This window comes from Streptomyces sp. NBC_01546 (genome assembly GCF_045208355.1).
In the GTDB taxonomy this organism is placed as follows: Bacteria; Actinomycetota; Actinomycetes; order Streptomycetales; family Streptomycetaceae; genus Streptomyces.
In genome coordinates this window covers 3,887,899-3,913,295 of record NZ_CP109379.1, presented here as the reverse complement: position 1 = coordinate 3,913,295, position 25,397 = coordinate 3,887,899, and the positions used below count along the sequence as shown (strand labels likewise).

Genomic DNA, 25,397 nt, shown 5'->3' with positions numbered 1-25,397 from the left:
CCCGGGTCCGGCTGGCGCACGAGTCCGCTATGTGTGCGCCGGGGTGCGGTGCGTGTCCGCCCCGGACCCTCCCCCCAGACTCCGTCCGGGGGGACCCCCACGCCGCAAACTCCCCCGGCCACCGCCGGGAGGGGCCCCAGGGGGTCTGGACCGGCTCAGCTCTCCGTCCGGTACATCAGGTCCACCTCGTGGGTCGTGAAGCCCATGCGCTCGTAGACGGCCAGGGCCGCCGGATTGTCGGCGTCCACGTACAGCATCGCCGTGGGCAGGCCCGCCGCCGCGAGGTGGCGCAGGCCGATCGCCGTCAGGGCCTTGCCGAGGCCGCCGCCCTGGGCCCCCGGGCGGACGCCGAGCACGTAGACCTCGCCCAGCTGCTCGGCCCGGTGGATCTTCGTCCAGTGGAATCCGACCAGCTCTCCGGCGCGCTCGGCGAGGAAGAAGCCCTGCGGGTCGAACCAGGGCTGCGCGATCCGGTCGTTCAGGTCCCGCTGGGTCAGCGCGCCCTGCTCGGGGTGGTGGGCGAAGGCGGCCGCGTTCGCCGCGAGCCAGGCCTCGTCGTCGGTGCCGGGCAGGAAGGTCCGTACGGTCACACCCGCCGGCAGTACCGGTTCCGGCAGCGGGTCCGCGTCCGGGCCGAGCGGCCGGCGCAGCTGGCGCAGCTCGCGGAACAGCGTCAGGCCGAGCACCTGGGCCAGGTGCCGGGCGGCCGACTTGCCGCCGTGGGCCCACACCCGGATCCGCTTGCCGGAGGCGGCCAGCAGGGCCGTGCCGAGTGCCCGCCCGTGGCCGCGTCCGCGCAGCGCCGGGTGGACGACGAGCTCGGCGGCCGGGGCCTCCACCGGGTCGGTGTCCTCCAGTTGCCCGTATCCGGCGAGCCGGCCGCCCTCGGTGAGCAGGAAGTGCCGGATGCCCTCGCGCGGCCCGCCGCGCAGCTGGAGGCGTCCCTGTTCGGACACGGCGGTGGTGCCGTCGGTGCGTGCCGCGTCCTCGATCAGGGCGAGTACGGCTGCGGCCTGTTCCTCCGTCAGCTCGTCGAGGGTCTCAATCTGCCGTCCCGGCTCCAGGGCCGCTGCTGCGTCAGTCATGCCCTGAGACTACGACCGCGGCGGGCGGAGGTGCTGGTGCGGCCCCGGGCATCGGTCCGCCTTGTCCGCGTACGTCTCCGTGTAACCACCTCGATACCGTTCCTAGCCGAGTTGGCCCGTGTTGGCCGCATCGCCTCCTACCGGACTGGCCGGTTGTCTCCCCGAACGGTCTTGGGAGACTGGGAACAGCGCGTGCTGGTCGCTTCGGTCCCGGCAGGTCTTGGTGCCCTGGTGGGGCGTGCCTGCGGTCCTTGGCGGGCTCGCGGTCCCGCGTGCCCTCGGGCGGGGGACGGTCTGGCCGGTAGCTCTCCGCGCCACGATCCTCTGGTCGTGTGCGGTCACACCTGGCCGACGCCGTAGCCCGTGTCCGAGGGCGCGCCTGCCGATTGCCGCAGCGGCCGCGTGGTGGCCGGTGACGACGGTGGTCTTCGATTGTTGCTGGAGCGGCTGCTTCCAGTGCTGGGCTCCCCAACGGGAGGTGTATGCGGGGTCGACGGCGATCACAACGAGCCCGTGGTGGTGGGCCATGCCGCGCAGCCGTTCCCGGAAGCGCGCGGTGGGAAGTCCGGCGACGGCGCGGCGGAAGTTCTTGCCGTGTCTGCCGTGTCCCATGGTTTCGCGGCCTGTGGCACGGGCGTCAGCGAAGCCGAGATTCTCGATCGCCAGGCCGGCGCAGCCGTTCGCCCTGGCGAGGTTGATGAGTTCGGTGATCGCGGCCCGTAGGCGGCCGTCGCGATGGGATGTGGGGCCGGGCAGGTCGGTGGGCACCGTGACGGGTTCACCGACCGGGTTGCCGTGGGTGTCTACGACGCAGGCGGCGAGATGATCGGCGTTGAGGTCGACCGCCAGCAGGCGGGCGCCGGTGGCGGCGAGCTCGTCCGCAGTGGGCTGCACTCTTTTCGGGGTGGCCCAGGAGGCGTCGAGGTACCAGCGGCCGCGGGACGGGTCGTGAACGATGTCGTAGCGGACGGCTTGGCCGGCGGTGATCCGGTCCAGCCACTCATCCAAGCGGTGGTGGAAGGTGACGGTGCAGTCGAGCTGGTACCGGCCACGGGGCGCGTTGGCGAGGTGCCGCATTGGTTCGGGCAGGACGATCGTGACGCTGCCGTCGGCCGGGTCAACGCTGATCGTGTAGTTCCCGTAGGGCACGCCGGACTCGCCGTCGGCGGTCAGGAACAAACGGGCAGAGTCCCACCGCTCCCGCCACTCGCTCTCCGTGAGACTGGTGTCGGCGAGGTTGTGCCGTGCCCTCGCGAGCCTTCGCCCGCCGAGCACGATCGCCGGATGCCCGCCCTCGATACGCCGATCCACCTCGGTCAGGCGGGCGGTGAGCGACTGCAGCCGGCACTGCTTCTGTGCCCGCTCAGCCCGGCTCTGGTAGCCCCGAACCCCACCCACACGTCGGCCGCAGGGTACAGCCAGACGTTTGCCGATCTCCGTGATTGCCCTGCGCAGCAACGCCCGCTCATCGAAAAGACAGCGCAATGACAGCCGGTACTGGTCCTCACTGGCCCGGGTGATGGCCCCCGCCCACCGTGACGACGACACTTTCGTCAGCGCGCGCTTACGCTCCGCCCGACGATTGTCCTTGACCGGCACCTTGCCGATACGGACGCGTTCGGCCAGATCAGCACGAGCGTGATGACCGAGGTGGTCACCGAGGAGCATCAGGATCTTCTCATCCGCCGAACTCAGACGCAGACGGTCTCGGATGCGGGCACCAGTTGGGGCAGCGACCACGAATGGATCTGCTAGCAGGCGGAGTTCGAGCACCTTCTTCCGTGTGCCCTGCGCCACAGCCCGCCCCCTCTCCACTCGCCGCAGCGGCCATCCCGCCCCCACAGGCAACCAGTTCGGCAAGGCCGGGAACCTCTCAATATGGCCCATGTTCACCCAAAAGAGGTATCCGATGTCCGGCCGCGACCTTCTAACAATTCAGCAGTCGGCTACCCCTTACCCCCTGTCGTGCTACGCGCGTTGACAATAGGCTGCGGCGGACCTCCCAAGTTTGTCTCGCTGTCCACAAAGGGGACTAAATGTCAGCGACGCCACAACGGCACCGCCGCACCCGCCGGTTGACCTTCACCGCTCTCGCCGTCACGGCCGGGGCCGGGGCGATGGTCGCCGCCGCTCTGCCGGCCGGCGCCGCGAGTGGTGGCGGTGCCGGCAAGAGCCGGACCGTCGATGTGCAGATGCTGTCGTTCAACGATTTCCACGGCACGCTCGAGCCCCCGCAGGGCTCGTCCGGCAACGTGACCGAACGTCAGGCCGACGGCACCACCAAGGCCATACCCGCAGGCGGGGTCGAGTACCTCGCGACCAGCCTGCGCGAAGCCCGCAAGGGCCACGAGTACTCCGTCACGGCCACGGCCGGTGACATGATCGGCGGCAGCCCGATGCTGTCCGGGCTCTTCCACGACGAGCCGAGCGTCGAGGCGCTGAACAAGCTCGGCCTGGACGTCACCAGCGTCGGCAACCACGAGTTCGACGAGGGCAAGGCCGAGCTGCGCCGCATGGCGTACGGCGGCTGCCACCCGGTCGAGGGCTGCTTCGAGCCCGGCAAGGAGTTCACGGGCTCCGAGTTCAAGTTCCTCGCCGCCAACGTCACGGACGAGAAGACCAAGCGTCCGATGATGAACCCCACCTTCATCTGGAAGAAGGGGGACGTGAAGATCGGCTTCATCGGCGTCACCCTGGAGGGCACTCCGGACGTCGTCACCGCCGAGGGCGTCAAGGGGCTGAAGTTCGGCGACGAGATCGAGACGATCAACAAGTACGCCGCCGAGCTGAACAAGCAGGGCGTGAAGTCGATCGTCGCGCTGATCCACGAGGGCGGTCTGCCCGCGAACGGCGCGTACAACTACGACTGCAACGTCCCGGGCGCGGGCGCCGGCATCTCCGGTGCCATCGTCGACATAGCCAAGAACGTGGACGCCAAGGTCGACGCGCTGGTCACCGGCCACACGCACCAGGCGTACGCCTGCAACATCCCCGACCCGGCGGGCAACCCGCGCATGGTGACCTCCGCCGCCTCCTACGGCCGGCTGTTCACGGACACCACGCTGACCTACGACCGGCAGACCAAGGACATCGTCCGTACGCCGGTCAGCTCGCCCAAGCCGGTCAACAAGGTCGTCACCCGCGACCAGCCCAAGGCCGCGGACATGACCGAGCTGATCAAGCGCTGGAGCGAGCTGGCGGCCCCGATCGCGAACCGCCCGCAGGGCTTCATCTCGGCCGACATCTCCGGCCGCGGCTCCGAGGCGCCGGAGAAGCCGCTCGGTGACCTGATCGCCGACGCGCAGCTCGAGGCGCTCGCCCCGGCCGACAAGGGCGGCGCGCAGCTGGCCATCATGAACCCGGGCGGCATCCGTGCAGACCTCGCCTACAAGGCCTCGGGGGCCGAGGGCGACGGTGTGGTGACGTACGGCGAGTCCTACACGGTCCAGCCGTTCAACAACATGATGAACATCGTGGACCTGACCGGCGCGCAGCTGATCACCGCGCTCCAGCAGCAGGTCAGCGGCACGGTCAACGGCCCGAACCCGAAGATCCTCCAGGTGTCGAAGGGCTTCACGTACACCCTCGACATGACCAAGGCCGGTGCGGACCGCATCGTCGTGGACTCGGTCAGGCTCAACGGCGCGGCGATCGACCCCGCCAAGACCTACCGGGTCGCGATGAACGAGTTCCTCGCGGGCGGCGGTGACGGCTTCACCGTCCTGAAGGAGCACAAGAACAAGCTGGTCGGCGCGCCCGACCTGGACTGCTTCAACGCCTACCTGGGCAAGTCGACGGCCGCGAACCCGATCGTCCCGCCGGCGGCGGACCGGATCACGGTCATCAAGTAGTACGTCACGCAGTACCCCTGTGCGGGGCGGCGGGCCGGTCGGCCCGCCGCCCCTTCGGCGTTCTCCGGCGTCGCTAGAGGGTCGCGAGGAAGGCGTGGACGGCCTTCGCGAAGCCCTCCGGGTCCTGGAAGGGCACGAAGTGCTCGGTGTCGAGGGCGGCGTACGAGGTCCCGGGCCGCCGGGAGACCATCGCGTCGGCCTGCTCCTTGGGGAGCGCCTGGCTGCGCAGGCCGTGGATCAGCAGCGCCGGGCAGTCGCTGGCAAGCCAGACGTCCCAGCGGTCGCCGTGGGCGAGCGCCAGGGTGGCCAGGGTGTCCTGCGGGTGGAACGGCAGCCGCCAGCCGCTGCCCTCGGGGCGCAGCGCGGGGGCGTAGGTCGGGCCCATCGGGCCGAGCGCGGTGATGAGTTCCTCGCGGGTCGGCGCGGTGTACGGGAGGTGGTGGAGGAAGGCCCAGAAGTCCGGACCGTCCTTGGGCACCACCTCCACGGGGCAGTCGACGTTGATCAGCGCGGAGACCAGGTCGGGGCGGGCGGCGGCCAGGTGGTAGGCGTTGGTGCCGCCGAGGGAGAAGCCGAGGACGGGCACGGGGGTGCCCAGGCCCAGGTGTTCCAGCAGCGCGACGGCGTCGCCCACATATCCCTCGCGGGTGTACTCGGGGGTGCGGTCGGAGTCGCCGTGGCCGCGCTGGTCGGGGGCGATGATCCGCCACTCGTCGCCGAGGGCGGTGGCCAGGCCGGCGTAGGAGGCCGCTTCGGAGAGGCCGCCGTGCAGGGCGAGCAGCGGGCGGCCGGTGCCTCCGAAGTCCAGGTAGGACAGGGTGCGGTCGTCGATCTTCAGCTCGTGGCGCATGGCAGGTGCCTCCTGTGGGCCCGTGGATCTTCTTCCGATGACCGAAGCCTGCCAGGATTTGGGCAAGCGCGCAATACGTATGTCTAGGGCGCTTGCCCAAGAGGGGGCGCGGATACGATCCCGGCATGGGAAATCGCGAGGACCTGCTGGCCGGAGCCCGGCGCTGCCTGGAGGAGAAGGGGTACCTCCGCACGACCGTGCGCGACATCGCCACGGCGTCGAAGGTCAGCATGGCCGCGATCGGCTACCACTTCGGATCGCGTGAGGTGCTGCTCAACCAGGCGCTCTTCGCCGCGATGGACGAGTGGGCCGCGGGGTCCGGACGGCTCACCGGGCAGGGCGACACCGCCGTGGAGCGGTACGCCGACACCTGGGACCGCAAGATCCGGGACTTCGGCGACATGAGCTGGCTGTGGATCGCCAACGTCGAGGCCTTCGTGCACGCGCAGTCCTCGCCCGAGCTGCTCGCGGTCCTGGCCGAGGGCCAGCGAAGGTCCCGGCGCATGGTGGCCGCGCAGCTGCGCGGGGTGTCCGAGGACGCGGTCACCGAGGAGGACGTACGGGCCCTCGGGTCGGTGCATATCGCGCTGCTCACCGGGGTGATGGTCCAGTGCCTGACCGACCCGGAGCACACGCCCGACGGGCAGTCGATCGCCCGGGGGCTGCGCGCGATGGCGGAGCTGCTGGACGGTTAGGGCCGTCTTGCCCCAACTCGCCTGAGGTATAAGGGAGTTGTTCTTAAGTTTGCTCCTACCGGCAGGTAGTAAAGGCTGGTTCCGCACGCCATAATCCGGACCCACCACTGGGTCGGCAAAGGGGCGGGCATGGGCATGGGCGTGGGACTGGACCGGCGGGCGTTTCTGGCCGGAGCACTGGCTACGGGCGTTGCCGTCGGGCTCGGCACACCATCCGCCGCGGCCACGGCACTGGGCACCCAGGACTGGATGGCGGGCCTCGGCGACCCGACGCCCCTCCAGCGGATGACCATCCCCGGCACGCACGACTCCGGAGCCCGCCAGGGCGGGCTCTACGTCGCGTGCCAGAACACCTCGATCGCCGAACAGCTCGACTCCGGCATCCGGTTCCTCGACGTCCGCTGCCGGGTGACGGGCGGCTCGTTCGCCATCCACCACGGGTCCTTCTACCAGAACCTGATGTTCGGCGACGTGCTCGCCGCCTGCTGGAACTTCCTCGCCGCGCGCCCGTCCGAGACCGTCCTGATGCGGCTCAAGCAGGAGTACTCCACGGACAGCGACGCCACCTTCCGCGCCGTCTTCGACGACTACCTGGACAACCGCGGCTGGCGCCCGCTGTTCCGGATCGCCGACACCCTGCCCGCGCTCGGCCAGGCCCGCGGCAAGGTGGTCCTGCTCGCCGACAACGGCGGACTGCCCGGCCTGCGCTACGGCGACGGCAACGTCTTCGACATCCAGGACGACTGGAACGCCGAGCCCTTCGCCAAACGCGGCAAGATCGAGAACCACTTCCGCAAGGCCGTCCAGCAGCCCGGCAAGCTCTTCGTGAACTACAGCAGCACCTCGGCGTACATGCCGCCGCGCTGGAACTCCGACCGCCTCAACCCGCAGGTGCACGCCTTCGTCGACGGCGCGGAGATGGCCGGCCGGACCGGGCTGGGGATCGTCCCGATGGACTTCCCGAACACCCGCTCCGGCCTGGTCGCCTCACTGATCCGGCACAACTGAGGGCCCGGGCGGCGGCGGGGACGGGGCTCCCGGGATGCGGAGCACCGCCTCCGTGCCCGGTCCGCCGTCGGCCGCCGCCCGCAGTTCGGCGCTCCCGCCCGCGCGTGCCACCGTACGGGCCACGATCGACAGGCCCAGGCCGCTGCCGGGCAGGGCGCGGGCGGAGGGGGAGCGCCAGAAGCGCTCGAAGACGTGCGGGAGGTCCTCGTCCGGGATGCCCGGACCGTGGTCCCGTACGCGCAGCTCGCCCGCCCGCAGCGTCACCTCGACCGCGCCGCCCGGCGGGCTGAACTTCACCGCGTTGTCCAGGACGTTGACCACCGCCCGCTCCAGCGCGGCCGCCTCGCCCCGTACGTACCAGGGATCCAGGGCGGAGCTGAAGTCCAGCTCCGGACCGCGCAGCCGGGCCCGGGACAGCGCGGCCCCGGTGATCTCGTGCAGGGCCACCACCCCGAGCGGGCCGGGGGAGACGGCGTCGGGGCGGGACAGCTCCTGGAGGTCCCCGATCAGCGCGGCGAGCTCGGTCATCTGTGCCTTGACCGAGGCCAGCAGCTCCCTGCGGTCCTCGGGCGGGATGGCACGGCCGGTCTCCTCGCTGCGGGCCAGCAGCTCGATGTTCGTCCGCAGCGAGGTCAGCGGGGTGCGCAGCTCGTGCCCGGCGTCGGCGATCAGCTGGGCCTGCCGCTCCTGGGAGGAGGCGAGGGCGGCCGTCATGGAGTTGAAGGACCGCGACAGGCGGGCGATCTCGTCGTCACCCTCGTCGGGGATCCGTACGGTGAGGTCCTCGGTCCGCGCGATGTGCTCGACCGCGCCGGTCAGTTCGTCGACGGGCTGCAGTCCGGTCCGCGCCACCCACAGCCCGGCGGCGCCCGCGCCGACCACCCCGATGCCGGAGACCAGGAGCAGCACCCAGGCCAGTGTGGACAGGGGCTTGTCGATGTCGGCGAGCGGTTTGGCGACGGAGATCGCGAAGACCGGGCCGCCGGGCTGGGCCTGTGCGGGGAAGGTGTAGACGCGCATGTCGGTGCCGTCGGTGGTCGTCACGTCCTGCAGGGCGGCCCGGTGCTTGCCCGCCGCGATCTCCTTGTCCACGGCGGTCACGGGCAGCGTCTCAGGGCCGCTCACCCAGCAGTGCGCGCCGTCGGCGGTGACGATCTGGACCGTCGCGTTGAGGTTCCCGGCGATGTCCTGCTGCGCCTCGGGAGGGCGGGCGCAGCGCCGGTCCTCCAGGGCGCGCGACACCTGGGCGTTCGGATTGGTCGCCAGGAGCGAGCGGTCCAGCTGGTCGAGGAGCTGGGCACGCACCATCACCCAGGACACCGCCGCGCAGGCGGCCACGGCCAGCGCCACCGCCACCGTGACCAGCAGCGCGAGGCGGGAGCGCAGCGGCAGGGCGCGGAATCTGGCGGCCGGGGACATCCGGATCACTCGGGACCGCTCTCGCCGGCGCGCAGTACGTAGCCCACCCCGCGCACGGTGTGGACCAGGCGGGGCTCGCCGCCCGCCTCGGTCTTGCGGCGCAGGTACATCACGTACACGTCCAGGGAGTTGGAGCTGGGTTCGAAGTCGAAGCCCCAGACGGTCTTGAGGATCTGCTCGCGGGTCAGGACCTGGCGCGGGTGCGCGAGGAACATCTCCAGCAGCGTGAACTCCGTACGGGTCAGCTCCACCGGGCGCCCGGACCGGGTGACCTCGCGGGTGGCCAGGTCCATGCGCAGGTCGCCGAAGGTCAGCGCGTCCTCGAGGCTCTCGCCGCCCGGCTGCGGGGCGGCGTAGGAGCTGCGGCGCAGCAGGGCGCGGACGCGGGCGAAGAGCTCGTCGAGCTCGAAGGGCTTGACGAGGTAGTCGTCGGCGCCCGCGTCGAGGCCGGTGACGCGGTCGCCGACGGTGTCGCGGGCGGTGAGCATCAGGACCGGGGTGACAGTCCCCGCGGCGCGCAGCCGGCGGGCCGCGGTCAGTCCGTCCATCCGGGGCATCTGGATGTCCAGGACGATCAGGTCGGGGGCGTACGAGGCCGCCCTGTCGAGGGCGTCGAGCCCGTCGACCGCGGTCTGTACGGCGTACCCCTCGAAGGCGAGGCTGCGGCGCAGGGCCTCACGGACGGCCGGCTCGTCGTCGACGACGAGGATGCGCTGCTGGTCGCCCGTGGCAGGGATTGCAGCCATTGAGGTCCCCCAGGGGTGGTGGTCGGTCGCGGTTACCAGGATCCAGGGTCTCAGTACGAGGTGCCGAAGCCGGTCGTGCCGGTGCCTGAGCCGCTGCCGCTGCCGGAGCCCGCGCCGCCGGGGCCGCCCTTGCGGAGGGAGTCCAGGTCGGCCTTGATGGTGTTGACCGGGATGGCGAACCCGAGACCGACGCTGCCGGCGGCGCCGCCGCTGTTGGGGGAGTAGATCGCCGAGGGCATGCCCACGATCTCGCCGTTCATGTTGAACAGGGCGCCGCCCGAGTTGCCGGGGTTGAGGGAGGCGTCCGTCTGGATGGCCTTGTACGTGGCCGTGTCCGAGCCGGTGTTCCCGTTGAACTCCTTGCCGCCGTACGAGAAGGGCCAGCCGCCGTCGCCCTGCTGCTGCGGGGACTGCTGCTCCGGCTTCGCGACGTTCACCTCGCGGTCGAGGGCCGAGACGATGCCGCTGGTCACGGTGCCGGTGAGGCGGTCGGGGGAGCCGATGGCGACGACCTGGTCGCCGACCTTCAGGCTGCCGGAGTCGCCGAGCTTGGCGGGCTTGAGGCCTCCGGCCCCCTGGAGCTTGATGAGCGCCAGGTCCTTGCCGGGATCGGTGCCGACGATCTTGGCGGCGTACTTCTTCCCGTCGCTCATCGTCACCTGGATCTCGGAGGCTCCGCTGACGACGTGGTTGTTGGTGACGATCTCGCCGTCGGCGGTGACGACGATGCCGGAGCCGGTGCCCTGGCCGGAGCCGGTGCGGGTGTCGATGCGGACCACGGAGGGGCCGGCCTGCTCGGCGACGCCGGAGACCGTGCCGGTGTTGGACTGGGAGACGTTGGTGCCGTTGACGCCGCCGGTGCCGGTGGAGGCGGGGGTGCCCATCAGCTGCTGGACGGCGGCTGCGGTGCCGCCGCCGATCACCGCTGCCGCGAGGGCGACGGCGGCGATCAGCGCGACCGGCTTCTTGGCGCGGTGACGGGTGGGGGCGGCCGGGGCCGCCGGGGCCGGGGCGTCCGGGACGGTCTCGCCCAGGATGACCGGGGGCTGGTGCGCCTCGTGCCAGCCCGGCGCGGCGGGCGGGTACGCGGGGGGCGGCGGATGGATCGCCCCGGCCTGGGTCGGGCGGTGCTCCTGCGGGTACTCGCCTTCGCGGCGGAAGCTCTCGGTCATGGCTATGACTCTGTCCACGGATCATGAGAGCTTCCTGAGCCTGGCCTGAGAAGCCCGACAGAACCGCGTATGCCCGATATAAGGCCGGGGCCCGTTACCCCGGCGGCGAACCGCCGGAGGCTAGTGGCAGCCGCAGGAGCGGCGGATCACCAGGGCCGACGGGAACTGCTTCAGGCGTTCGCGGCGGGAGCCGGCCACGCGGAGGGCGTCGTCCAGGACGAGGTCCACCGCCGCGCGGGCCATCGCCGGGCGGTCCGAGGCGATCGTGGTCAGCGGCGGGTCCGTGAGGGCCGCCTCCTTCACATCGTCGAAGCCCGCGACGGCCAGCTCCCCGGGCACGTCGATCCGCAGCTCCCGCGCCGCCCGCAGCAGCCCGATCGCCTGGTCGTCCGTGGCACAGAAGATGGCCGGCGGGCGGTCCGGGCCCGACAGGACCTCCAGGGCCACGCGGTACGCGTCGTAGCGGTTGTACGGGGCCTGGAAGAGCCGTCCCTCCACCGAGCGGCCGGATTCCAGCATCGCCCGGCGCCAGCCCTCGACGTGGTCGGCCACCGGGTCGCCGACCTCCGGCGTGGTCTCCACGCCGCCCAGGCAGGCCACGTACTCGTGCCCGTGCTCCAGCAGGTGGCGGGTGGCGAGCTGCGCGCCGCCGATGTCGTCCGTGACGACGGCGACGTCGTCGATCGCCTCCGGACGCTCGTGCAGCAGCACGACCCGCGCGTCCCAGGCCTCGATCTCGGACGCCGCGCGTTCGCTCATGCCCTGGCTGACCAGGATCAGGCCCGAGACCCGCATCCCGAGGAAGGCCCGCAGGTAGTGGACCTCGCGCTCGTCGCGGTAGTCGGAGTTCCCGACGAGCACCATCTTCCCGCGCTCGGCGGCGGCCTGCTCGACCGCGTGCGCCATCTCCGCGAAGAACGGCTGCCGGGCATCGGGGACGATCATGCCTATGAGGTCGGTGCGCCGGGAGGCCATCGCCTGGGCGACCCGGTCCGGGCGGTAGCCCAGCTCCTTGATCGCGGCGAGTACACGCTCGCGCGTGGCCGGGGCAACCGGCCGGGGTCCGTTGTTGATGACGTAGCTCACGACGGCGGTAGAGGTACCCGCAAGTCGCGCCACGTCATCCCGCGTCACCTTGGCCACGCGCGGCAGTCTACGCGGGGTGACCTACCTCTGGGCAGGGCGTCCTGAAGAGTGGATGCTCACAGGATCTTCGGCCGACCGGGTGACGGCCGCGCCGGCCTGCGCGGCTGCCTGCGCCGCCGCCTGGGCCGCGGCCTCGGCAGCCGCCCGCTCGACCTTCTCCGGAGTGACGAAGCGGTAGCCGACGTTGCGGACCGTACCGATCAGCGACTCGTGCTCGGGGCCGAGCTTCGCACGCAGCCGCCGCACGTGGACGTCGACCGTCCGGGTGCCTCCGAAGTAGTCGTAGCCCCAGACCTCCTGGAGGAGCTGCGCCCTCGTGAAGACCCGGCCCGGGTGCTGCGCGAGGTACTTGAGCAGCTCGAACTCCTTGAAGGTCAGGTCCAGGACCCGGCCCTTCAGCTTCGCCGAGTACGTCGCCTCGTCCACCGACAGGTCGCCGTTGCGGATCTCCATGGGGGAGTCGTCCGAGCCCAGCTGCTGGCGGCCGGTGGCCAGCCGCAGCCGCGCCTCGACCTCGGCGGGACCGGCGGTGTCCAGGAGTACGTCGTCGATGCCCCAGTCTGCGGTGACGGCCGCGAGCCCGCCCTCGGTCACGACCAGGATCAGCGGGCAGCCCGGCCCGGTGGAGCGGAGCAGCTGACACAGCGACCGCACCTGCGGCAGGTCGCGGCGGCCGTCCACGAGGATGACGTCGGCGCCCGGGGTGTCCACGAGGGCCGGGCCCTCGGCGGGCGCCACCCGGACGTTGTGCAGCAGCAGGCCGAGGGCGGGCAGCACCTCGGTCGACGGCTGCAGGGCGTTGGTCAGCAGCAGGAGAGAGCTCATACCCGCTCACCTGCCCCGGTCAGGCGGTTCTGCACGGATCGCTGGTCCATCACGTCGGTTCCTCCTCGGTCCCGTCGAGGACGTGCGCGGTACTGCTTCGTACGGTGACGCTGGCGGTCTCCACGCGGGCCCCGCGCCCTGAGGCCCGGATGGATACCACTGTTCTCGGTTCGTTCAACGTGCTGAAAGCACAAAAGGACCCGGGGGCAACGTTGCCCGGATCCTCTCGCCAGCAGAATAGCCCACCGGCCGTTCGTCGGCCGAGGTCTCCGCCGGGTCCGCTTCTGTGGTTCCTGCCACGCCACTGACCAGGGTATGCCCCGGTTTCACCGGTTCGGTGGCTCGCCGAGCGGTACTGCCGGGCCGCCCGGGCGCACACGGGGCGCGCGGAGGCACGCCGGTGCGGGGGTGCGGAGGGGTCATCATGGAGGCCGACGGTAGAGAGCCGACGATAGGAGCTGCAGTGGCAACCGGAACCATCCGCTACTGGGCGGCGGCCAAGGCCGCGGCCAAGACGGCGGAGGAGCCGTACTCGGCGCGCACCCTGGCCGAGGCGCTCGACGCCGTGCGGGAACGCCACCCCGGGGAACTGACCCGGGTCCTGCTGCGCTGCTCCTTCCTGGTGAACGATGAGCCTGTGGGCAAGCGCCCGCACGATTCCGTCCTGCTGACCGAGGGGGGCACCGTCGAGGTGCTCCCGCCGTTCGCGGGCGGGTGAGCGGGAGCCGATGAGCACGCCTGAGGAACAGCAGCAGTACGAGCAGCAGCAGCGACAGCGGCAGCAGCAGTACGAACAGCAGCAGCCGCAGTACGAGCAGCCGCAGTACGAGCAGCAGCCGCAGCAGCACCAGGACCCGTACGGGACGCAGACCTGGCAGACCGACACCTGGGACACCGGCTACCAGCCGGTGCAGCCGCCGCTGGGCGGGGTGCCGGGGCAGCCGGTCGCGCCCGAGGGCTGGTTCCGCGACGAGGTCCCGGCCGCCGAGCAGACCGCCTATCTGCCGCCCGCCGCGCCCGCTCCGGCGGCCCCGGACGGCTGGTTCCGTGACGAGGTCCCGGCCCCGGCCCAGGACTGGTCCCAGGCGGCCCCGGCGGCTCCGGCGGCTCCGGCGGCCGAGCAGACCGCCTATCTCCCGCCCTACCCGGGCCCCGGGCACGACCCCGGTTCCGCGCAGCAGCCGGCCGCCCCGGAGGGCTGGTTCCGCGACGAGGCCCCGGTCCCTGCCCCCGCCCCTGCCGCGGACTGGGCCGAGACGACCGCGTACTTGCCGCCCCAGGCGGAGCCGCCGGTCGAGCAGACCGCGTACCTCGCGCCCGTGGCGCCGGAGCCCGAGCCTCCCGTACTGGCCGAGCCTCCCGTACTGCCCGCGCCGCCGGAGGCCGCCGGCGAGGAGCCGGAGTACTCCCCGCCCACCCTCGGCGGCAACACCGTGCGCGCCGTCGACCCGGCGCAGGCCCGCGCCGAGGGCCGGTCGCCGATCATCGACCCCGGGCCGCAGCCGGCCATACTGACCGCCGTTCTCGGGGTGCTGCTCGCCGTGGCCGCCGCCGTCGGCCAGTACGCCCTCCTGGTGCCGCTGATCGCCCTCCAGGGGCTCACCGCGGCCGGCTGGTTCCGCCTCAACGGCATGTGGCCCGCCCGGCAGGGCATCGTCCTGGCCTTCGCCGGAGCCCTGGTCGCCGACGTGGCGGTGCTCGCGGTGGACGAGGCGTACGGTCCCGGCGCGATCATCGGCACCCTCGGAGCCTGGGTGCTGCTCACCCTCGTCCTCCAGCTGCGCAGTCACGCCGACCCCGACGAGCGGATGTACGGCCTGATGGCCTCGGTGGCCTCCGCCGCCCTCGCCATCGTCTGCGCCGGTTACCTGGCCGCGGACACCGCCGCCGTCACCGTCGGCGCGGCCGCCGTCGCGGTCGCCGTCTTCGCCCGCGCGCTGCCGCTGCCGCCCGCGCCCTCCGTCGCCGTCTCGCTGGCCGCGGCCGCCGGTGCGGGCATCGCCGTCGGCCCGATGGCCGGAGTCGGGGTGGGCGGCGGGGCGCTGCTCGGCCTCGTCGCCGGGGTGTGCGCGCTGATCGGGCTGCGCGTGGCCGCGTACGACTACCCGTCGAAGTTCGTCCACATGACGGCCGGTGTCGCGCTGCCGCTGGCGGCCGCCGCCCCCGCCGTGTACCTGATCGGCAGGGTGGTGGGCTGATCCCTGCCCGACGAGGGGCGTGGTCAACTAGAACGCACGTACCGACTAGTAGGGGGAGGGCACGTGCGTTTCCTGCGCGCCATCGTGATCATCGGAGTGGTTCTGGGAGCCCTGTTCGTGGGAGCCGACCGGTGGGCGGTGAGCTATGCCGAGAACCGGCTGGCCGACCGGATACAGGCCCGGCAGGGGCTGGCCGGCACCTCGGAGGTGGAGATCGGCGGGTTCCCGTTCCTCACCCAGGCGCTCAGCCACGACCTGGACCGCGTCGACCTGAAGCTCCGGGGAGTGGACGTGGCCGCGGAGGGCCGCAAGACGCGGCTCTCCGAGCTCGACGCCACCTTCCGCAGCGTGAAGCTGAACGGTGACTACAGCGGCGGCACCGCCAAGCGGGCCGAGGGCACCGGCCTCATCACGTACGCGGACCTGACCGCGGCCTCGCAGACCGGCGCGACCCTGTCCTACGGCGGGGCGCCCGGCAAGGTGAAGGTGACCGCGTCGGTGGACGTCTTCGGCAGGGTGCTGACGAAGAGCGTGGTGTCGACCATCACCCTCGAGGACGCCAACGACGGCAAGGGCGGCAAGATCGTCCGGGTGCGCGCCGACGAGGTGCCGGGCGAGGGGATCCCCGGGATCGAGAAGGTGGTCCGCAAGAAGACCGACTTCGACCGCAGCCTCGACGGCGGACTGCCCGCCGGGCTGCACCTGTCCGCCCTGACCTCGGACGAGGCCGGTGTGCACCTCACGCTGGGCGGCACGGACGTGGTACTGGCCGGATCGTGAGACGGTGTGGTCCGATCCGCAGAAGGACGGGCCGTACGAGGGCTCCGCGGGGCGGCGCGGCGGCCGTTCGCAGACCTCTCATCCCACTATTCGGACGATCCTGTCTCGGAATATGACACACCGGTGACAGGGCGGCCGATTCGTCCCTACGATCCATGGCTATGAAGCATCAGCAGGCGGACCTCACGAAGCGGCGGGCAGTAGACCTGTGTCGCGTCGCCGCCATGCTCTGTCGATCCATGTGACGTGTGAGCGCATCCGCTCCACAAGCGCCGGACGACGGCCCCTCCCGCGTGACCGCACCTGCCTCCTGATCCCCTGACGCCTCTTGCGCCGGACCGGACCTGCGAGCGCACCCGGACGTACGCATCGCCCGCACCAACCGGCAGCACCCGCAGCCGGCCGGTGCGCAGCACCGCCAGCCCTGCCAGCACAGCCCCGCCGCACACTGCCCCGGAGGAGAACACCATGAGCCGCAGCGACGTCCTCGTAGACGCCGACTGGGTCGAGGCCCACCTGAACGACGCCAATGTCGTCATCGTCGAGGTGGACGAGGACACGTCCGCCTACGACAAGAACCACATCACCAACGCCGTCCGGATCGACTGGAAGAGCGACCTCCAGGACCCGGTCCGCCGCGACTTCGTGGACCAGGAGGGCTTCGAGAAGCTCCTCTCCGCCAAGGGCATCTCCAACGACGACACCGTCGTCCTCTACGGCGGCAACAACAACTGGTTCGCGTCCTACGCCTACTGGTACTTCAAGCTCTACGGCCACCAGGACGTCAAGCTCCTCGACGGCGGCCGCAAGAAGTGGGAGCTCGACTCCCGCGACCTGGTCGACGGCAAGGACGTCCCGAACCGCCCGGCCACCCAGTACAAGGCCAAGGCCCAGGACACCTCGATCCGTGCCTTCCGCGACGACGTCGTGGCCGCGATCGGCTCCCTGAACCTGGTCGACGTGCGTTCGCCCGACGAGTTCTCGGGCAAGCTGCTCGCCCCGGCGCACCTCCCGCAGGAGCAGTCGCAGCGTCCCGGCCACGTGCCGAGCGCCCGCAACATCCCGTGGTCGAAGAACGCCAACGACGACGGCACCTTCAAGTCGGACGCGGACCTGATCGCCCTCTACGAGGCCGAGCAGGTCGACCTGGCGAAGGACACCATCGCCTACTGCCGCATCGGTGAGCGCTCCGCGCTCACGTGGTTCGTGCTGCACGAGCTCCTGGGCCAGGAGAACGTCAAGAACTACGACGGCTCTTGGACCGAGTACGGCTCGCTGGTCGGCGTGCCGATCGAGCTCGGCGCCAACAAGTAACCCTGCCGGGCATGCAGGGCCCTGAGGCCCCGTAGTAGTCAGAACCTCTCTCTAGGACAGGACAGAGAACATGTGTGGAGCACAGATCGGCGGGCCCGACCTCGCGACGCTCAAGCCCGGTGAGACCGCGATCCAGGGTCAGATCACCAAGGCGGGTGAGCCGGTGTCCGGCTACGTCCGCCTGCTGGACTCGACCGGTGAGTTCACCGCCGAGGTCCCGACCTCGGCGACCGGCCAGTTCCGCTTCTACGCGGCGACCGGCTCCTGGACGCTGCGCGCGCTCGTCCCGGGTGGCACGGCGGACCGCAAGGTCGTCGTCGCCGAGGCCGGCGGCGTGACGGACGTGGCGATCGCGGTCTGAGCACCGCACTTGTGATCGCCTGATTGATCGGCCGAAGGGCCGCACCCCCGGGGGTTGGACGCCACTGGAACGGGGTGCGGCCCTTCGTGCCGTCCGCTCTTACCCTTGAAGCATGTACGCCCGGCGCCGACGCGCCTATTTCCTGCTCATGGGCGGATGCCTGGTTCTGTTCGTCTCCGCCTGGTCCTTCGTGCGCCTGTGGTCGGTGGAGGCCGCCGTGGCCATGTGCGTGGTCGCCATGGTCATCCCGCCGGTCGCCGCGGTGATCGCGAACCGCCGCGGGCCGGACGACCGCTGGTGGGACGACCCCTCGGGAGATCCGAAATCCGACGAGTGGTGGGACGAACTGGACGGAAAGCGGCGTCACGAGGAATGAAACGCCGTGAGATAAAAATGTAATAAGGGTTCGTACAACTAGTCCTCGCCAGGGCGGGTCATGGGTACGCGCGGGTATCCGAAATCCGCGCCTCCAGGCCTGTGGGGGGACTTCCTTGGAACATGAACACACCATCCCCGAGCAGCGGAAAGAGGGGGAGCTCGCGGCTCCTGACCCCGTTGCCGATCCTGCGCCGGCCTTGGCCCCGCGCCGCCGCCGGGGCCGTACGACGCTCCTGATCGCCGGCGCGGCCGTCCTCGGCGTGCTCGCCGGGACGATCACCGGCTACACGGTCCAGTACCACCGGGCCCCGACCCCGCTGCAGCCACTGGCGCAGCAGAACGTGGCCGTCCAGCCACCCGTCGCGGCGAACGAAGCGACCACCCGTCGCTCCGTCAACGCCAACCGGTGGGACAAGGCGGAGGAGGACCTCGCCAAGAAGCTGCTGGAGGCCCCGAGCGGCGCGAAGGACGGCTACTCCGGTTACGAGTCGCTGGACACGTTCGCGGCGGACTACTACGAGTCCCCCGACCGCGGCTTCGACTCCATCGCCCAGGACGTGCGGCGGATCGCCACGGCGGGCTGGCGGCAGGGCGAGCACGACTTCATCGAGATCCGGCTGCTCCAGTTCCAGGACCAGCACTCGGCCCAGAAATACCAGGACGGCCAGTCCTCGTACCAGGACGAGGAGAAGCGCGCGGGCAACGACGGCTTCGCGCTGCCCGGCGTACCCGACGGCTACGGCCGCGCCTGGCTCTACAAGCCGAAGACGAAGGCGGGGTACCACCCGCTGCGCCAGGCCCGGGCCATCCTCCGGCGCGGGGACATCGTCATGGACGTCGAGATCACGAACAACCGCGGTGACGTCTCCCAGGGCGAGATCACCGATCTGGCCAAGCGACAGATGGAGCGGCTGTGACCGAGCAGCAGAACGACGCCGTGACCGGTCCGGCGGCGGAGCAGGACGCACCGGTCTCCGCGCGCCCGCCGCGCAGGGTGAACCGCAGGACGCTGGCCCTGGTCGCGGGCGGGCTCGGCCTGGCCGTCCTCGCGGGCGGCGGCTTCTGGGCCGCCGGCAGGATCGACCAGGCCGACCGGACCTCCCCGACGCGCTACTGGGTACCGGACGGCCCCCGGCCGACCGCCTCGGCGACCCCGGTGCCGACCGTGCCGCCCAACGAGCTCACGGGCAAGCTGCTGCCGGTCCCCGCAAGCTATGAGCTGGGTCCCGACCTGGACGACGAGGGCAACGACTTCTACGTGTCGGGCGAGCGGGCGGTCCAGGCCGTGAAGGACTCCCGTACGGGGCTGTCCGCCGCCGAGCGCGCCGAGCGGGACAAGGCCGTGGCCGAGCTGAAGCTCAAGGGCGTGGCCGGCCGCAGCTACACCCTCTCGTACGCCGGCCCGGTCATCGAGATCGAGCTCACGCAGGCGGACCCGCAGGCACTCGTCAAGTTCGCGGACCTCAACAAGAAGCTCCTCGACGTCCTCGTGGCGCTGGGCGAGAAGAAGCACGAGGCGCCCGCCGTTGAAGGGTTCCCGCAAGCCAAGTGCGTCCTGCTGGACATCGTCGAGGAACGGCCCGACTCGCCGAAGCCCGAGACGATCGAATCCCTCGACTGCGTGGCCGTCGAGGGCGATGTGCTGGTGACCTTCCGTTCTTACGGTCCCCGGCCCCGGTTCGACGTGAAGACGGCCGTCGGTCTGTTCACGAGGCAGCTGAACCACCTGAAGTCCCCCGGGGAGTCCGTGTGACCGAGCAGAACACCACCGGCGTCGAGTCCGCCACTGCGCTGGACGCGACCGCAGAAGCAGCCCCGCAGGACGCCTCTCCGCAGGACGCCTCCCCGCAGGACCCGGCAGTCCCGCATGACACAGCAGTCCCGCATGACACGGCCCCCGAACCGGACCCGGCCCCCGTCGCGCCGAAGGACCGTCGCAAGCTGTTCGCCGCCCTGCGGTGGACCGCCGCCGTCCTCGTCTTCGCCGTCGTCGGCGCGGGCACCGCGTATGGGCTCGTCCAGCCGGAGCGGACCAAGATCCCCGGGCTGTCCACGCTGCCCGACGGCCGCTGGACCTACCCGTCGCTGGCCAAGCCCGAGCTGCCGGCCGGAGCCCCGCTGCCCGGCGCCACGGACAACCCGGACGGCACGCACTACGCCGCCCTGAGCGGCCTGCTGCTCCCCGCCCCCGAGGGGTCCCGGCCCGATGATGTCGTCAAGGCGGACAAGGACGGGAAGGTCGAGCCGGACGCCTTCCTGGAGGAGTACGCCCCCGACGACCGGGCGAAGCTCAAGGAGGGCTTCGAGTACGAGGGGCTGCGTCAGATCACCGGCCGGTCCTGGACCATGCCCGACGGCACGCGGACCCGCGTCTACCTGCTGCGCTTCCACTCCTCCAGCTTCGTGGACACCTTCCGCGGCTGCGGCACCAACACCCGGCTGACCGGCGCCGACTCGCTCTCGGTCGACTTGTCGTGGAGCAAGACCAAGACGGAGCAGTTGGGCACCGTCGGCAGCAGCGGCTTCGCCGGGTCGGGAACCCTCAGCTCCAGCGAATTCAGCCTCTATGAGGAGGCCAAGCCCTTCGGGGACGAGCAGGTCCGCTTCGGCTGCCTGCAGATGGGTGACGTCCAGGGAGTGGTCGTCCAGTCCCGCAAGGGTGGGCTGCCGATCATTCCCTTCCACCAGACGGTGATCCTCCAGGGCCAGCTGCTGAGCTGAGGTCCGTCCGGCCGACCTCGCAGAGTGCGCCGGTCCCCGGGCCAGTAGGCTTGGGGACCGGCCGTACCCTCCTCGGACTCCGTCCGGGGGGACCCCCAAACGAATCCTCCGAGGAGCACCCCGTGCTTGAGGCAGTCTTCACCTCCCTGCTGGTCCTGGTCTGCGTCGGCGTCATGGCCTTCACCGGCCTGGCCGTCAAGAAGCTGTACCAGGGTCAGCGCTGAGCATCCGCTCAGCAGACCGCCCCGGAACCCCTCCCACAGATCGCCTGAGCAGCCATTCATGATCCAGATCCCGTCCGACCTGAACCCGGGACTCGTCCCCCTCGCCTTCCTCCTCGGCAACTGGGAGGGCGCCGGAGTCTTCGACTTCCCGGGTGAGGAAAAGTGCAACTTCGGCCAGGAGGTCGTCTTCAGCCACGACGGCCGGGACTTCCTGGAGTACACCTCCCACACCTGGGTCCTCGACGCCGAGGGCAAGAAGGTGCGGCCGCTGGAGTCCGAATCGGGTTACTGGCGCATCGACAAGGACCGCAAGGTCGAGATCGTCATGGTCCGCGACCAGGGTGTCGTCGAGGTCTGGTACGGCGAGCTCGCCGATCAGAAGCCCCAGATCGACCTGGCCACCGACGCGGTCGCGCGCACCGCGGCCTCCGGCCCGTACAGCGGCGGCAAGCGGCTCTACGGCTACGTGAAGAGCGACCTGATGTGGGTCGGCGAGAAGGCCACGCCGGACGTGGAGCTGCGCCCGTACATGTCGGCCCAGCTGAAGAAGGTCGTCACCCCCGAGGAGGTCGCCGAGATGGCGCGCAACCTCCCGGACATGCCGGACGACGGCATCGCCTTCTTCCGCTGAGCCCAGCCGGCGAGATCGGGGACCGCAGGGCTGCCTGCGGTCCCCTTCGCGCGCTTACACTGGCCGGGTGGTGAGCACCGAGAGCACCGACTGGAAGACCGACCTGCGGCAGCGCGGATACCGCCTGACACCGCAGCGCCAGCTCGTGCTGGAAGCGGTCGACGCCCTGGAGCACGCCAGCCCGGACGAGATCCTCGCCGAGGTGCGCAAGACCGCCTCCGGCGTCAACATCTCCACCGTCTACCGCACGCTGGAGCTGCTGGAGGAGCTGAAGCTCGTCTCGCACGCCCACCTGGGACACGGCGCGCCCACGTACCACCTCGCCGACCGGCACCACCACATCCACCTGGTGTGCCGCGACTGCAGCGACGTCATCGAGGCCGACGTGGACATCGCCTCCGAGTTCACCGCCAAGCTCCGCGAGACCTTCGGCTTCGAGACCGACATGAAGCACTTCGCGATCTTCGGGCTGTGCAAGAAGTGCGCCGCCAAACACCGTGCCGGGCACGCGTAGCCGAGTCGTACGCTTGGTCCCATGACCAGCAGCCCCTTGCTCCATCTCCCCGGCGCCGTGCAGGCCGAAGGCCGCGACGAGGGCGTCGCCGCCCACTACGGAGAGCTGTACGGCGAACAGCGCGCCCTCAGCGACGGCCGCGGCTTCGTCGACCTCTCGCACCGCGGAGTCGTCACCGTCACCGGACCGGAGCGGCTGAGCTGGCTGCACCTGCTCCTCACCCAGCACCTCACCGAGCTGCCGCCCGGGCAGGCCACCGAGGCGCTGATCCTCTCCGCCAACGGCCACATCGAGCACGCGCTCTACCTCGTCGACGACGGCGAGACCACCTGGGCGCACGTGGAGCCCGGCACCCAGGGGGAGCTGATCGCCTACCTGGAGTCCATGAAGTTCTTCTACCGCGTCGAAGTCGCAGACCGCACCGAGGAGTTCGCGGTCGTGCACCTGCCGGCCGGCTCCATCGCCGAGGTCGCCAAGGAGCACGTCGTACGGGAGACCGCGCACGGCCGCGACGTCTTCGTGCCGCGCCCCGAGCTGGAGGCCTTCGCCGCCGCCCACGGCCCCGCCGCCGGGCTCCTCGCCTACGAGGCCCTGCGCGTCGAGGCGCACCGGCCGCGGCTCGGCCTGGAGACCGACCACCGCACCATCCCGCACGAGCTCGGCTGGATCGGCACCGCCGTCCACCTCCAGAAGGGCTGCTACCGCGGGCAGGAGACGGTGGCCCGCGTCCACAACCTGGGGAAGCCCCCGCGCCGCCTGGTCTTCCTGCACCTGGACGGCTCCGAGGTGCTGCTCCCGGCGCACGGCGCTCCCGTACGGCTCGCCGCGGACGGGGAGGAGGGCCGCCAGCTGGGCTTCGTGACCACCGCCGTGCGCCACCACGAGCTGGGCCCGATCGCGCTCGCGCTGGTCAAGCGGAACGTCCCGGTGGACGCACCGCTGCTGGCCGGGAACACGGCCGCCGCGCAGGAGGTCGTCGTAGCTCCGTGACCGCCAGGCCGGGTCCTAGATGTCGATGACGATGGTGAACGGGCCGTGGTTGGTCAGCGAGACCCGCATGTCCGCGCCGAACCGGCCCGTCTCCACCGTCGCGCCCAGCGACCGCAGCTGCGCCACGACCTCGTCGACCAGCGGCTCGGCCACCGGTCCGGGCGCGGCCGCGTTCCAGGTGGGCCGACGGCCCTTGCGGGCGTCTCCGTAGAGCGTGAACTGGGAGATCACCAGCAGTGGCGCGTTCACGTCGCTGCATGACTTCTCCGCCTCCAGGACCCGCACCGACCACAGCTTGCGGGCCAGCAGCGCCGCCTTCTCCGGTGTGTCGTCGTGGGTCACCCCCACCAGTACGCACAGCCCCTCGCCGACGATCTCGCCCACGGTCTCGCCGCCCACGACGACGCTCGCGCCGTCCACCCTCTGCACCACTGCTCGCATACCACCTGTGTACCAGGCTTGCACCCGTCCGGGGCCGATCGGGTGGAGTGGGACTGCATGGGGGCCACGGAGAGTGGCACCATGCACGCAGGCGGTGCGGGTGCGCCGCACCGGTCGAGGGGACGGACTCGTTCGTATGAATACTTCTGGTACCTCCGTACCTGCATCACCCGCTTCCATCGCAGCTGCCGCGGTACGACCGCCCGCGCAGCGCACCTCCGACAGCCAGGCCCCGGCCGGCGCGCCGACCAGCGCCCTCGGGCTGCCGGAACTGCGCGCGCTGCGCCGCGACGCGCAGCGCGACGAGGCCGACCTGAGCTACGTACGCAGACTGCTCCAGGGCCGCATCGACATCCTGCGGGCCGAGCTGGCCCGGCGTACCGACCCCGAGACGCCGGTGGTGGACCGGCTCTCCGAGATCCTCGCCGACGCGCCGTCCAGCCGCAGCGCCTCCGCCCGGCACGTCACGCTCGGCACCCCGCACAGCGAGGAGTTCCGGCTGCTGGCGGCGGAGATGCTGGCCGACGTGGAGCTTTCGGACCTGGCCGCGCGCACGGACGGCGAGCTCTACGACGGGATGGGCAAGCTGGTGCGCTACGAGCAGCAGGTCTCGAGGCGCCGCCAGCAGCTCCAGCGCACCGTGGACGACTGCAGTGCCGAGATCACCCGCCGGTACCGGGAGGGCGAGGCACAGGTGGACGACCTGCTGGCCTGAGGCACACCCGCCTGGAGGGGCGCCGGAAAACCGGGCGACTCGGGCCGGTCGGGCGATTAGCGTGACCCGTTATGACTGCTGACGTCCGGCCGATCGCCGAATCCGAACTCGCCGACTGGCTGCGGGCCCTGAACACGGGGTTCCTGACGCCGGTCCGGGTGACCGAGTCCGATGTCGCCCTGCGGGCCAAGTACAGCGACCTCGCCCGGCTCCAGGGCGCCTTCGACAGCGACACCGGCCGCTGCGTGGCGGCCTTCCGCTCCTTCGCCCAGCGGCTGACCGTCCCGGGCGGGGCGGCCGTCCCGGCCAGCGCGGTCTCGAACGTCGCCGTGTTGCCCACGCACCGCCGCCAGGGCCTGCTGACCCGGATGATGGCCGCCGAACTCGCCGCCGCCCGGGCCCGCGGGGACGTGCTGTCCACGCTGATCGCCGCCGAGTACCCGATCTACGGGCGGTACGGGTACGGGCCCGCCGCCTCGATCGCGGAATGGGAGATCGACGTACCGCGCACCGGACTCGACCGGCGCCGGCCGGTGCCCGCGGACGGCGGGAGGATCGACCTGGTGGACGTGGCCGAGGTCCGTGAGGTGGGGCCGGAACTGCACGAGCGGCTGCGCGCGGTCACGCACGGGGCGGTGAACCGGGACGAGCGCTGGTGGCGGCTGACGACCGGCCTGGAGGAGATGTCGTACCGCCCGTACAAGGAGAAGTTCCACGCCGTGTACCGGACGGCTGCGGGCGAGGTGGCCGGTCTGGCGGTCTACACCGCCGACGACCACTGGACGGACGCGAAGGTTCCGCTGAACACCGTGCAGGTCAAGGACCTGATCGCGGTCACGCCGGAGGCGGAGCGGGCGCTGTGGCACTTCCTGTGCTCCATCGACTGGGTGCTGAAGGTCCGCACCGGCCGCCGGGCCCCCGACGACCTCGTCACGCAGCTGCTGCCCGACCCGCGTTCGGCCAGGCCCCTGACCTCGGCGGACTTCCTGTGGGTGCGGCTGCTGGACGTGGTACGGGCGCTGCGCGCGCGGACGTACGCCGTGCCCGGGGTGCTCGTACTCGAGGTCACGGACCCGGCGGGGCTCGCGGACGGCCGCTACCGGCTGGACGCGGGGACCGGCGCGTGCGAGCGCACCGAGGACCCGGTGGACCTGCGGCTGGACGTGTCCGCGCTGGGCTCGCTGTACCTCGGCGACGAGTCCGCGGTGCGGCTGGGCGCGCTCGGGCGGGTGGCGGAGCTGCGGCCGGGCGCGCTGGCGCTGGCCGACGCGGTGTTCCGTACGGCGCGCCGGCCGTGGTGTCCGGACGTCTTCTGATCCCGGTCCCTGCCCCG

General features: G+C 71.3%; 27 protein-coding genes. 18 read left to right on the top strand and 9 right to left on the bottom strand.

What is annotated here, in order from left to right; all coding sequences use genetic code 11:
* Positions 1–155: 155 nt before the first annotated feature.
* Positions 156–1,085 carry a mycothiol synthase gene (mshD, locus tag OHA89_RS17830; protein WP_266608631.1) on the bottom strand — a complete coding sequence of 310 codons (930 nt, stop codon included), beginning with the start codon at positions 1,083–1,085 and terminating at the stop codon, positions 156–158.
* A 102-nt stretch (positions 1,086–1,187) separates the two neighbouring features.
* On the bottom strand, positions 1,188–2,882 hold the full coding sequence (locus tag OHA89_RS17825) for a hypothetical protein (RefSeq protein ID WP_406366612.1): 1,695 nt from the start codon (positions 2,880–2,882) through the stop codon (positions 1,188–1,190).
* Positions 2,883–3,121: 239 nt separating this feature from the next.
* Here OHA89_RS17825 and OHA89_RS17820 point away from each other — a divergent pair, with 239 nt between their 5' ends.
* Positions 3,122–4,936, top strand: a complete 1,815-nt coding sequence (locus OHA89_RS17820; protein WP_266608629.1) for a bifunctional UDP-sugar hydrolase/5'-nucleotidase — start codon at positions 3,122–3,124, stop codon at positions 4,934–4,936.
* Positions 4,937–5,009: 73 nt separating this feature from the next.
* Here the strand turns inward: OHA89_RS17820 and OHA89_RS17815 are convergent, their stop codons facing one another.
* Positions 5,010–5,786 (bottom strand): alpha/beta fold hydrolase, encoded by a 777-nt coding sequence (locus tag OHA89_RS17815; RefSeq protein WP_266608628.1) that lies wholly within the window; start codon positions 5,784–5,786, stop codon positions 5,010–5,012.
* A 125-nt stretch (positions 5,787–5,911) separates the two neighbouring features.
* Here OHA89_RS17815 and OHA89_RS17810 point away from each other — a divergent pair, with 125 nt between their 5' ends.
* The gene (locus tag OHA89_RS17810) at positions 5,912–6,481 is read left to right on the top strand and encodes a TetR/AcrR family transcriptional regulator (RefSeq protein ID WP_257555163.1); all 570 of its coding nucleotides are present in this window, start codon (positions 5,912–5,914) and stop codon (positions 6,479–6,481) included.
* A gap of 129 nt (positions 6,482–6,610) precedes the next feature.
* A complete protein-coding gene (locus tag OHA89_RS17805) occupies positions 6,611–7,489 on the top strand; it encodes a phosphatidylinositol-specific phospholipase C (RefSeq protein WP_266608626.1) in 879 nt (292 codons plus the stop codon).
* On the opposite strand, the gene OHA89_RS17800 is transcribed toward OHA89_RS17805, so the two are convergent.
* The 5 genes from OHA89_RS17800 to OHA89_RS17780 all read right to left on the bottom strand — a co-directional run bounded on the left by OHA89_RS17800 (position 7,469) and on the right by OHA89_RS17780 (position 12,797).
* Positions 7,469–8,908: a cell wall metabolism sensor histidine kinase WalK gene (locus OHA89_RS17800; RefSeq protein ID WP_215139656.1), complete on the bottom strand. Its 1,440-nt coding sequence runs from the start codon at positions 8,906–8,908 to the stop codon at positions 7,469–7,471. The genes OHA89_RS17805 and OHA89_RS17800 overlap by 21 nt on opposite strands.
* Before the next feature lie 5 nt (positions 8,909–8,913).
* Positions 8,914–9,654, bottom strand: coding sequence for a response regulator transcription factor (locus OHA89_RS17795; RefSeq protein WP_266608625.1), 741 nt, complete (start codon positions 9,652–9,654; stop codon positions 8,914–8,916).
* Positions 9,655–9,704: 50 nt separating this feature from the next.
* A complete protein-coding gene (locus OHA89_RS17790; protein WP_266608624.1) occupies positions 9,705–10,826 on the bottom strand; it encodes a S1C family serine protease in 1,122 nt (373 codons plus the stop codon).
* Positions 10,827–10,946: 120 nt separating this feature from the next.
* On the bottom strand, positions 10,947–11,969 hold the full coding sequence (locus OHA89_RS17785; RefSeq protein WP_266608623.1) for a LacI family DNA-binding transcriptional regulator: 1,023 nt from the start codon (positions 11,967–11,969) through the stop codon (positions 10,947–10,949).
* 24 nt (positions 11,970–11,993) lie between these two features.
* Complete coding sequence (locus OHA89_RS17780) at positions 11,994–12,797, bottom strand: response regulator transcription factor (RefSeq protein ID WP_266608622.1); 804 nt, start codon at positions 12,795–12,797, stop codon at positions 11,994–11,996.
* Positions 12,798–13,260: 463 nt separating this feature from the next.
* On the opposite strand from OHA89_RS17780, the gene OHA89_RS17775 reads away from it, so the two are divergent.
* From OHA89_RS17775 to OHA89_RS17715, 13 genes are all read left to right on the top strand, one after another.
* Entirely contained in the window at positions 13,261–13,515 is a 255-nt protein-coding gene (locus OHA89_RS17775; RefSeq protein WP_069921255.1) for a MoaD/ThiS family protein, read from the top strand.
* 10 nt (positions 13,516–13,525) lie between these two features.
* Positions 13,526–14,995: a hypothetical protein gene (locus tag OHA89_RS17770; protein WP_406366606.1), complete on the top strand. Its 1,470-nt coding sequence runs from the start codon at positions 13,526–13,528 to the stop codon at positions 14,993–14,995.
* A 63-nt stretch (positions 14,996–15,058) separates the two neighbouring features.
* A complete protein-coding gene (locus OHA89_RS17765; RefSeq protein ID WP_266608619.1) occupies positions 15,059–15,775 on the top strand; it encodes a DUF2993 domain-containing protein in 717 nt (238 codons plus the stop codon).
* Positions 15,776–15,930: 155 nt separating this feature from the next.
* Positions 15,931–16,020, top strand: coding sequence for an Ms5788A family Cys-rich leader peptide (locus tag OHA89_RS17760; protein WP_350875872.1), 90 nt, complete (start codon positions 15,931–15,933; stop codon positions 16,018–16,020).
* A 223-nt stretch (positions 16,021–16,243) separates the two neighbouring features.
* Entirely contained in the window at positions 16,244–17,089 is an 846-nt protein-coding gene (locus OHA89_RS17755; RefSeq protein WP_257555149.1) for a sulfurtransferase, read from the top strand.
* A gap of 70 nt (positions 17,090–17,159) precedes the next feature.
* Positions 17,160–17,450, top strand: a complete 291-nt coding sequence (locus OHA89_RS17750; protein WP_215139648.1) for a DUF1416 domain-containing protein — start codon at positions 17,160–17,162, stop codon at positions 17,448–17,450.
* Between the two features lie 112 nt (positions 17,451–17,562).
* The gene (locus OHA89_RS17745; RefSeq protein WP_257555147.1) at positions 17,563–17,826 is read left to right on the top strand and encodes a DUF3099 domain-containing protein; all 264 of its coding nucleotides are present in this window, start codon (positions 17,563–17,565) and stop codon (positions 17,824–17,826) included.
* A 115-nt stretch (positions 17,827–17,941) separates the two neighbouring features.
* Positions 17,942–18,745, top strand: a complete 804-nt coding sequence (locus tag OHA89_RS17740) for a hypothetical protein (protein WP_266608616.1) — start codon at positions 17,942–17,944, stop codon at positions 18,743–18,745.
* Positions 18,742–19,581 carry a hypothetical protein gene (locus OHA89_RS17735; protein WP_266608614.1) on the top strand — a complete coding sequence of 280 codons (840 nt, stop codon included), beginning with the start codon at positions 18,742–18,744 and terminating at the stop codon, positions 19,579–19,581. The genes OHA89_RS17740 and OHA89_RS17735 overlap by 4 nt, the downstream gene beginning before the upstream one ends.
* On the top strand, positions 19,578–20,549 hold the full coding sequence (locus OHA89_RS17730) for a hypothetical protein (RefSeq protein WP_406366602.1): 972 nt from the start codon (positions 19,578–19,580) through the stop codon (positions 20,547–20,549). Before OHA89_RS17735 ends, OHA89_RS17730 begins: the two co-directional genes overlap by 4 nt.
* A 282-nt stretch (positions 20,550–20,831) precedes the next feature.
* Complete coding sequence (locus tag OHA89_RS17725) at positions 20,832–21,404, top strand: FABP family protein (protein ID WP_215139645.1); 573 nt, start codon at positions 20,832–20,834, stop codon at positions 21,402–21,404.
* Positions 21,405–21,471: 67 nt separating this feature from the next.
* Entirely contained in the window at positions 21,472–21,918 is a 447-nt protein-coding gene (locus OHA89_RS17720; protein WP_257555141.1) for a Fur family transcriptional regulator, read from the top strand.
* A 21-nt stretch (positions 21,919–21,939) separates the two neighbouring features.
* Positions 21,940–22,908 (top strand): folate-binding protein YgfZ, encoded by a 969-nt coding sequence (locus tag OHA89_RS17715; protein WP_266608609.1) that lies wholly within the window; start codon positions 21,940–21,942, stop codon positions 22,906–22,908.
* A gap of 15 nt (positions 22,909–22,923) precedes the next feature.
* On the opposite strand, the gene dtd is transcribed toward OHA89_RS17715, so the two are convergent.
* Positions 22,924–23,349, bottom strand: coding sequence for a D-aminoacyl-tRNA deacylase (gene dtd / locus OHA89_RS17710; protein WP_215139642.1), 426 nt, complete (start codon positions 23,347–23,349; stop codon positions 22,924–22,926).
* A gap of 136 nt (positions 23,350–23,485) precedes the next feature.
* Between dtd and OHA89_RS17705 the strand changes: the two genes are divergently transcribed.
* Positions 23,486–24,064: an AmfC protein gene (locus OHA89_RS17705; protein ID WP_215139641.1), complete on the top strand. Its 579-nt coding sequence runs from the start codon at positions 23,486–23,488 to the stop codon at positions 24,062–24,064.
* Between the two features lie 71 nt (positions 24,065–24,135).
* Complete coding sequence (locus OHA89_RS17700) at positions 24,136–25,380, top strand: GNAT family N-acetyltransferase (RefSeq protein ID WP_406366599.1); 1,245 nt, start codon at positions 24,136–24,138, stop codon at positions 25,378–25,380.
* Positions 25,381–25,397: the final 17 nt, after the last annotated feature.

Bases quoted from the DNA above. Each gene is read 5' to 3' on its own strand.
- OHA89_RS17820 (WP_266608629.1), top strand. From the start codon at position 3,122: ATGTCAGCGACGCCACAACGGCACCGCCGCACCCGCCGGTTGACCTTC.
- OHA89_RS17705 (WP_215139641.1), top strand. From the start codon at position 23,486: ATGAATACTTCTGGTACCTCCGTACCTGCATCACCCGCTTCCATCGCA.
- OHA89_RS17755 (WP_257555149.1), top strand. From the start codon at position 16,244: ATGAGCCGCAGCGACGTCCTCGTAGACGCCGACTGGGTCGAGGCCCAC.
- OHA89_RS17810 (WP_257555163.1), top strand. From the start codon at position 5,912: ATGGGAAATCGCGAGGACCTGCTGGCCGGAGCCCGGCGCTGCCTGGAG.
- OHA89_RS17770 (WP_406366606.1), top strand. From the start codon at position 13,526: ATGAGCACGCCTGAGGAACAGCAGCAGTACGAGCAGCAGCAGCGACAG.
- OHA89_RS17815 (WP_266608628.1), bottom strand. From the start codon at position 5,786: ATGCGCCACGAGCTGAAGATCGACGACCGCACCCTGTCCTACCTGGAC.
- OHA89_RS17745 (WP_257555147.1), top strand. From the start codon at position 17,563: ATGTACGCCCGGCGCCGACGCGCCTATTTCCTGCTCATGGGCGGATGC.
- OHA89_RS17750 (WP_215139648.1), top strand. From the start codon at position 17,160: ATGTGTGGAGCACAGATCGGCGGGCCCGACCTCGCGACGCTCAAGCCC.
- OHA89_RS17715 (WP_266608609.1), top strand. From the start codon at position 21,940: ATGACCAGCAGCCCCTTGCTCCATCTCCCCGGCGCCGTGCAGGCCGAA.
- OHA89_RS17780 (WP_266608622.1), bottom strand. From the start codon at position 12,797: ATGAGCTCTCTCCTGCTGCTGACCAACGCCCTGCAGCCGTCGACCGAG.
- OHA89_RS17800 (WP_215139656.1), bottom strand. From the start codon at position 8,908: ATGTCCCCGGCCGCCAGATTCCGCGCCCTGCCGCTGCGCTCCCGCCTC.
- OHA89_RS17700 (WP_406366599.1), top strand. From the start codon at position 24,136: ATGACTGCTGACGTCCGGCCGATCGCCGAATCCGAACTCGCCGACTGG.
- OHA89_RS17805 (WP_266608626.1), top strand. From the start codon at position 6,611: ATGGGCATGGGCGTGGGACTGGACCGGCGGGCGTTTCTGGCCGGAGCA.
- mshD (WP_266608631.1), bottom strand. From the start codon at position 1,085: ATGACTGACGCAGCAGCGGCCCTGGAGCCGGGACGGCAGATTGAGACC.
- dtd (WP_215139642.1), bottom strand. From the start codon at position 23,349: ATGCGAGCAGTGGTGCAGAGGGTGGACGGCGCGAGCGTCGTCGTGGGC.
- OHA89_RS17790 (WP_266608624.1), bottom strand. From the start codon at position 10,826: ATGACCGAGAGCTTCCGCCGCGAAGGCGAGTACCCGCAGGAGCACCGC.
- OHA89_RS17725 (WP_215139645.1), top strand. From the start codon at position 20,832: ATGATCCAGATCCCGTCCGACCTGAACCCGGGACTCGTCCCCCTCGCC.
- OHA89_RS17795 (WP_266608625.1), bottom strand. From the start codon at position 9,654: ATGGCTGCAATCCCTGCCACGGGCGACCAGCAGCGCATCCTCGTCGTC.
- OHA89_RS17760 (WP_350875872.1), top strand. From the start codon at position 15,931: ATGGCTATGAAGCATCAGCAGGCGGACCTCACGAAGCGGCGGGCAGTA.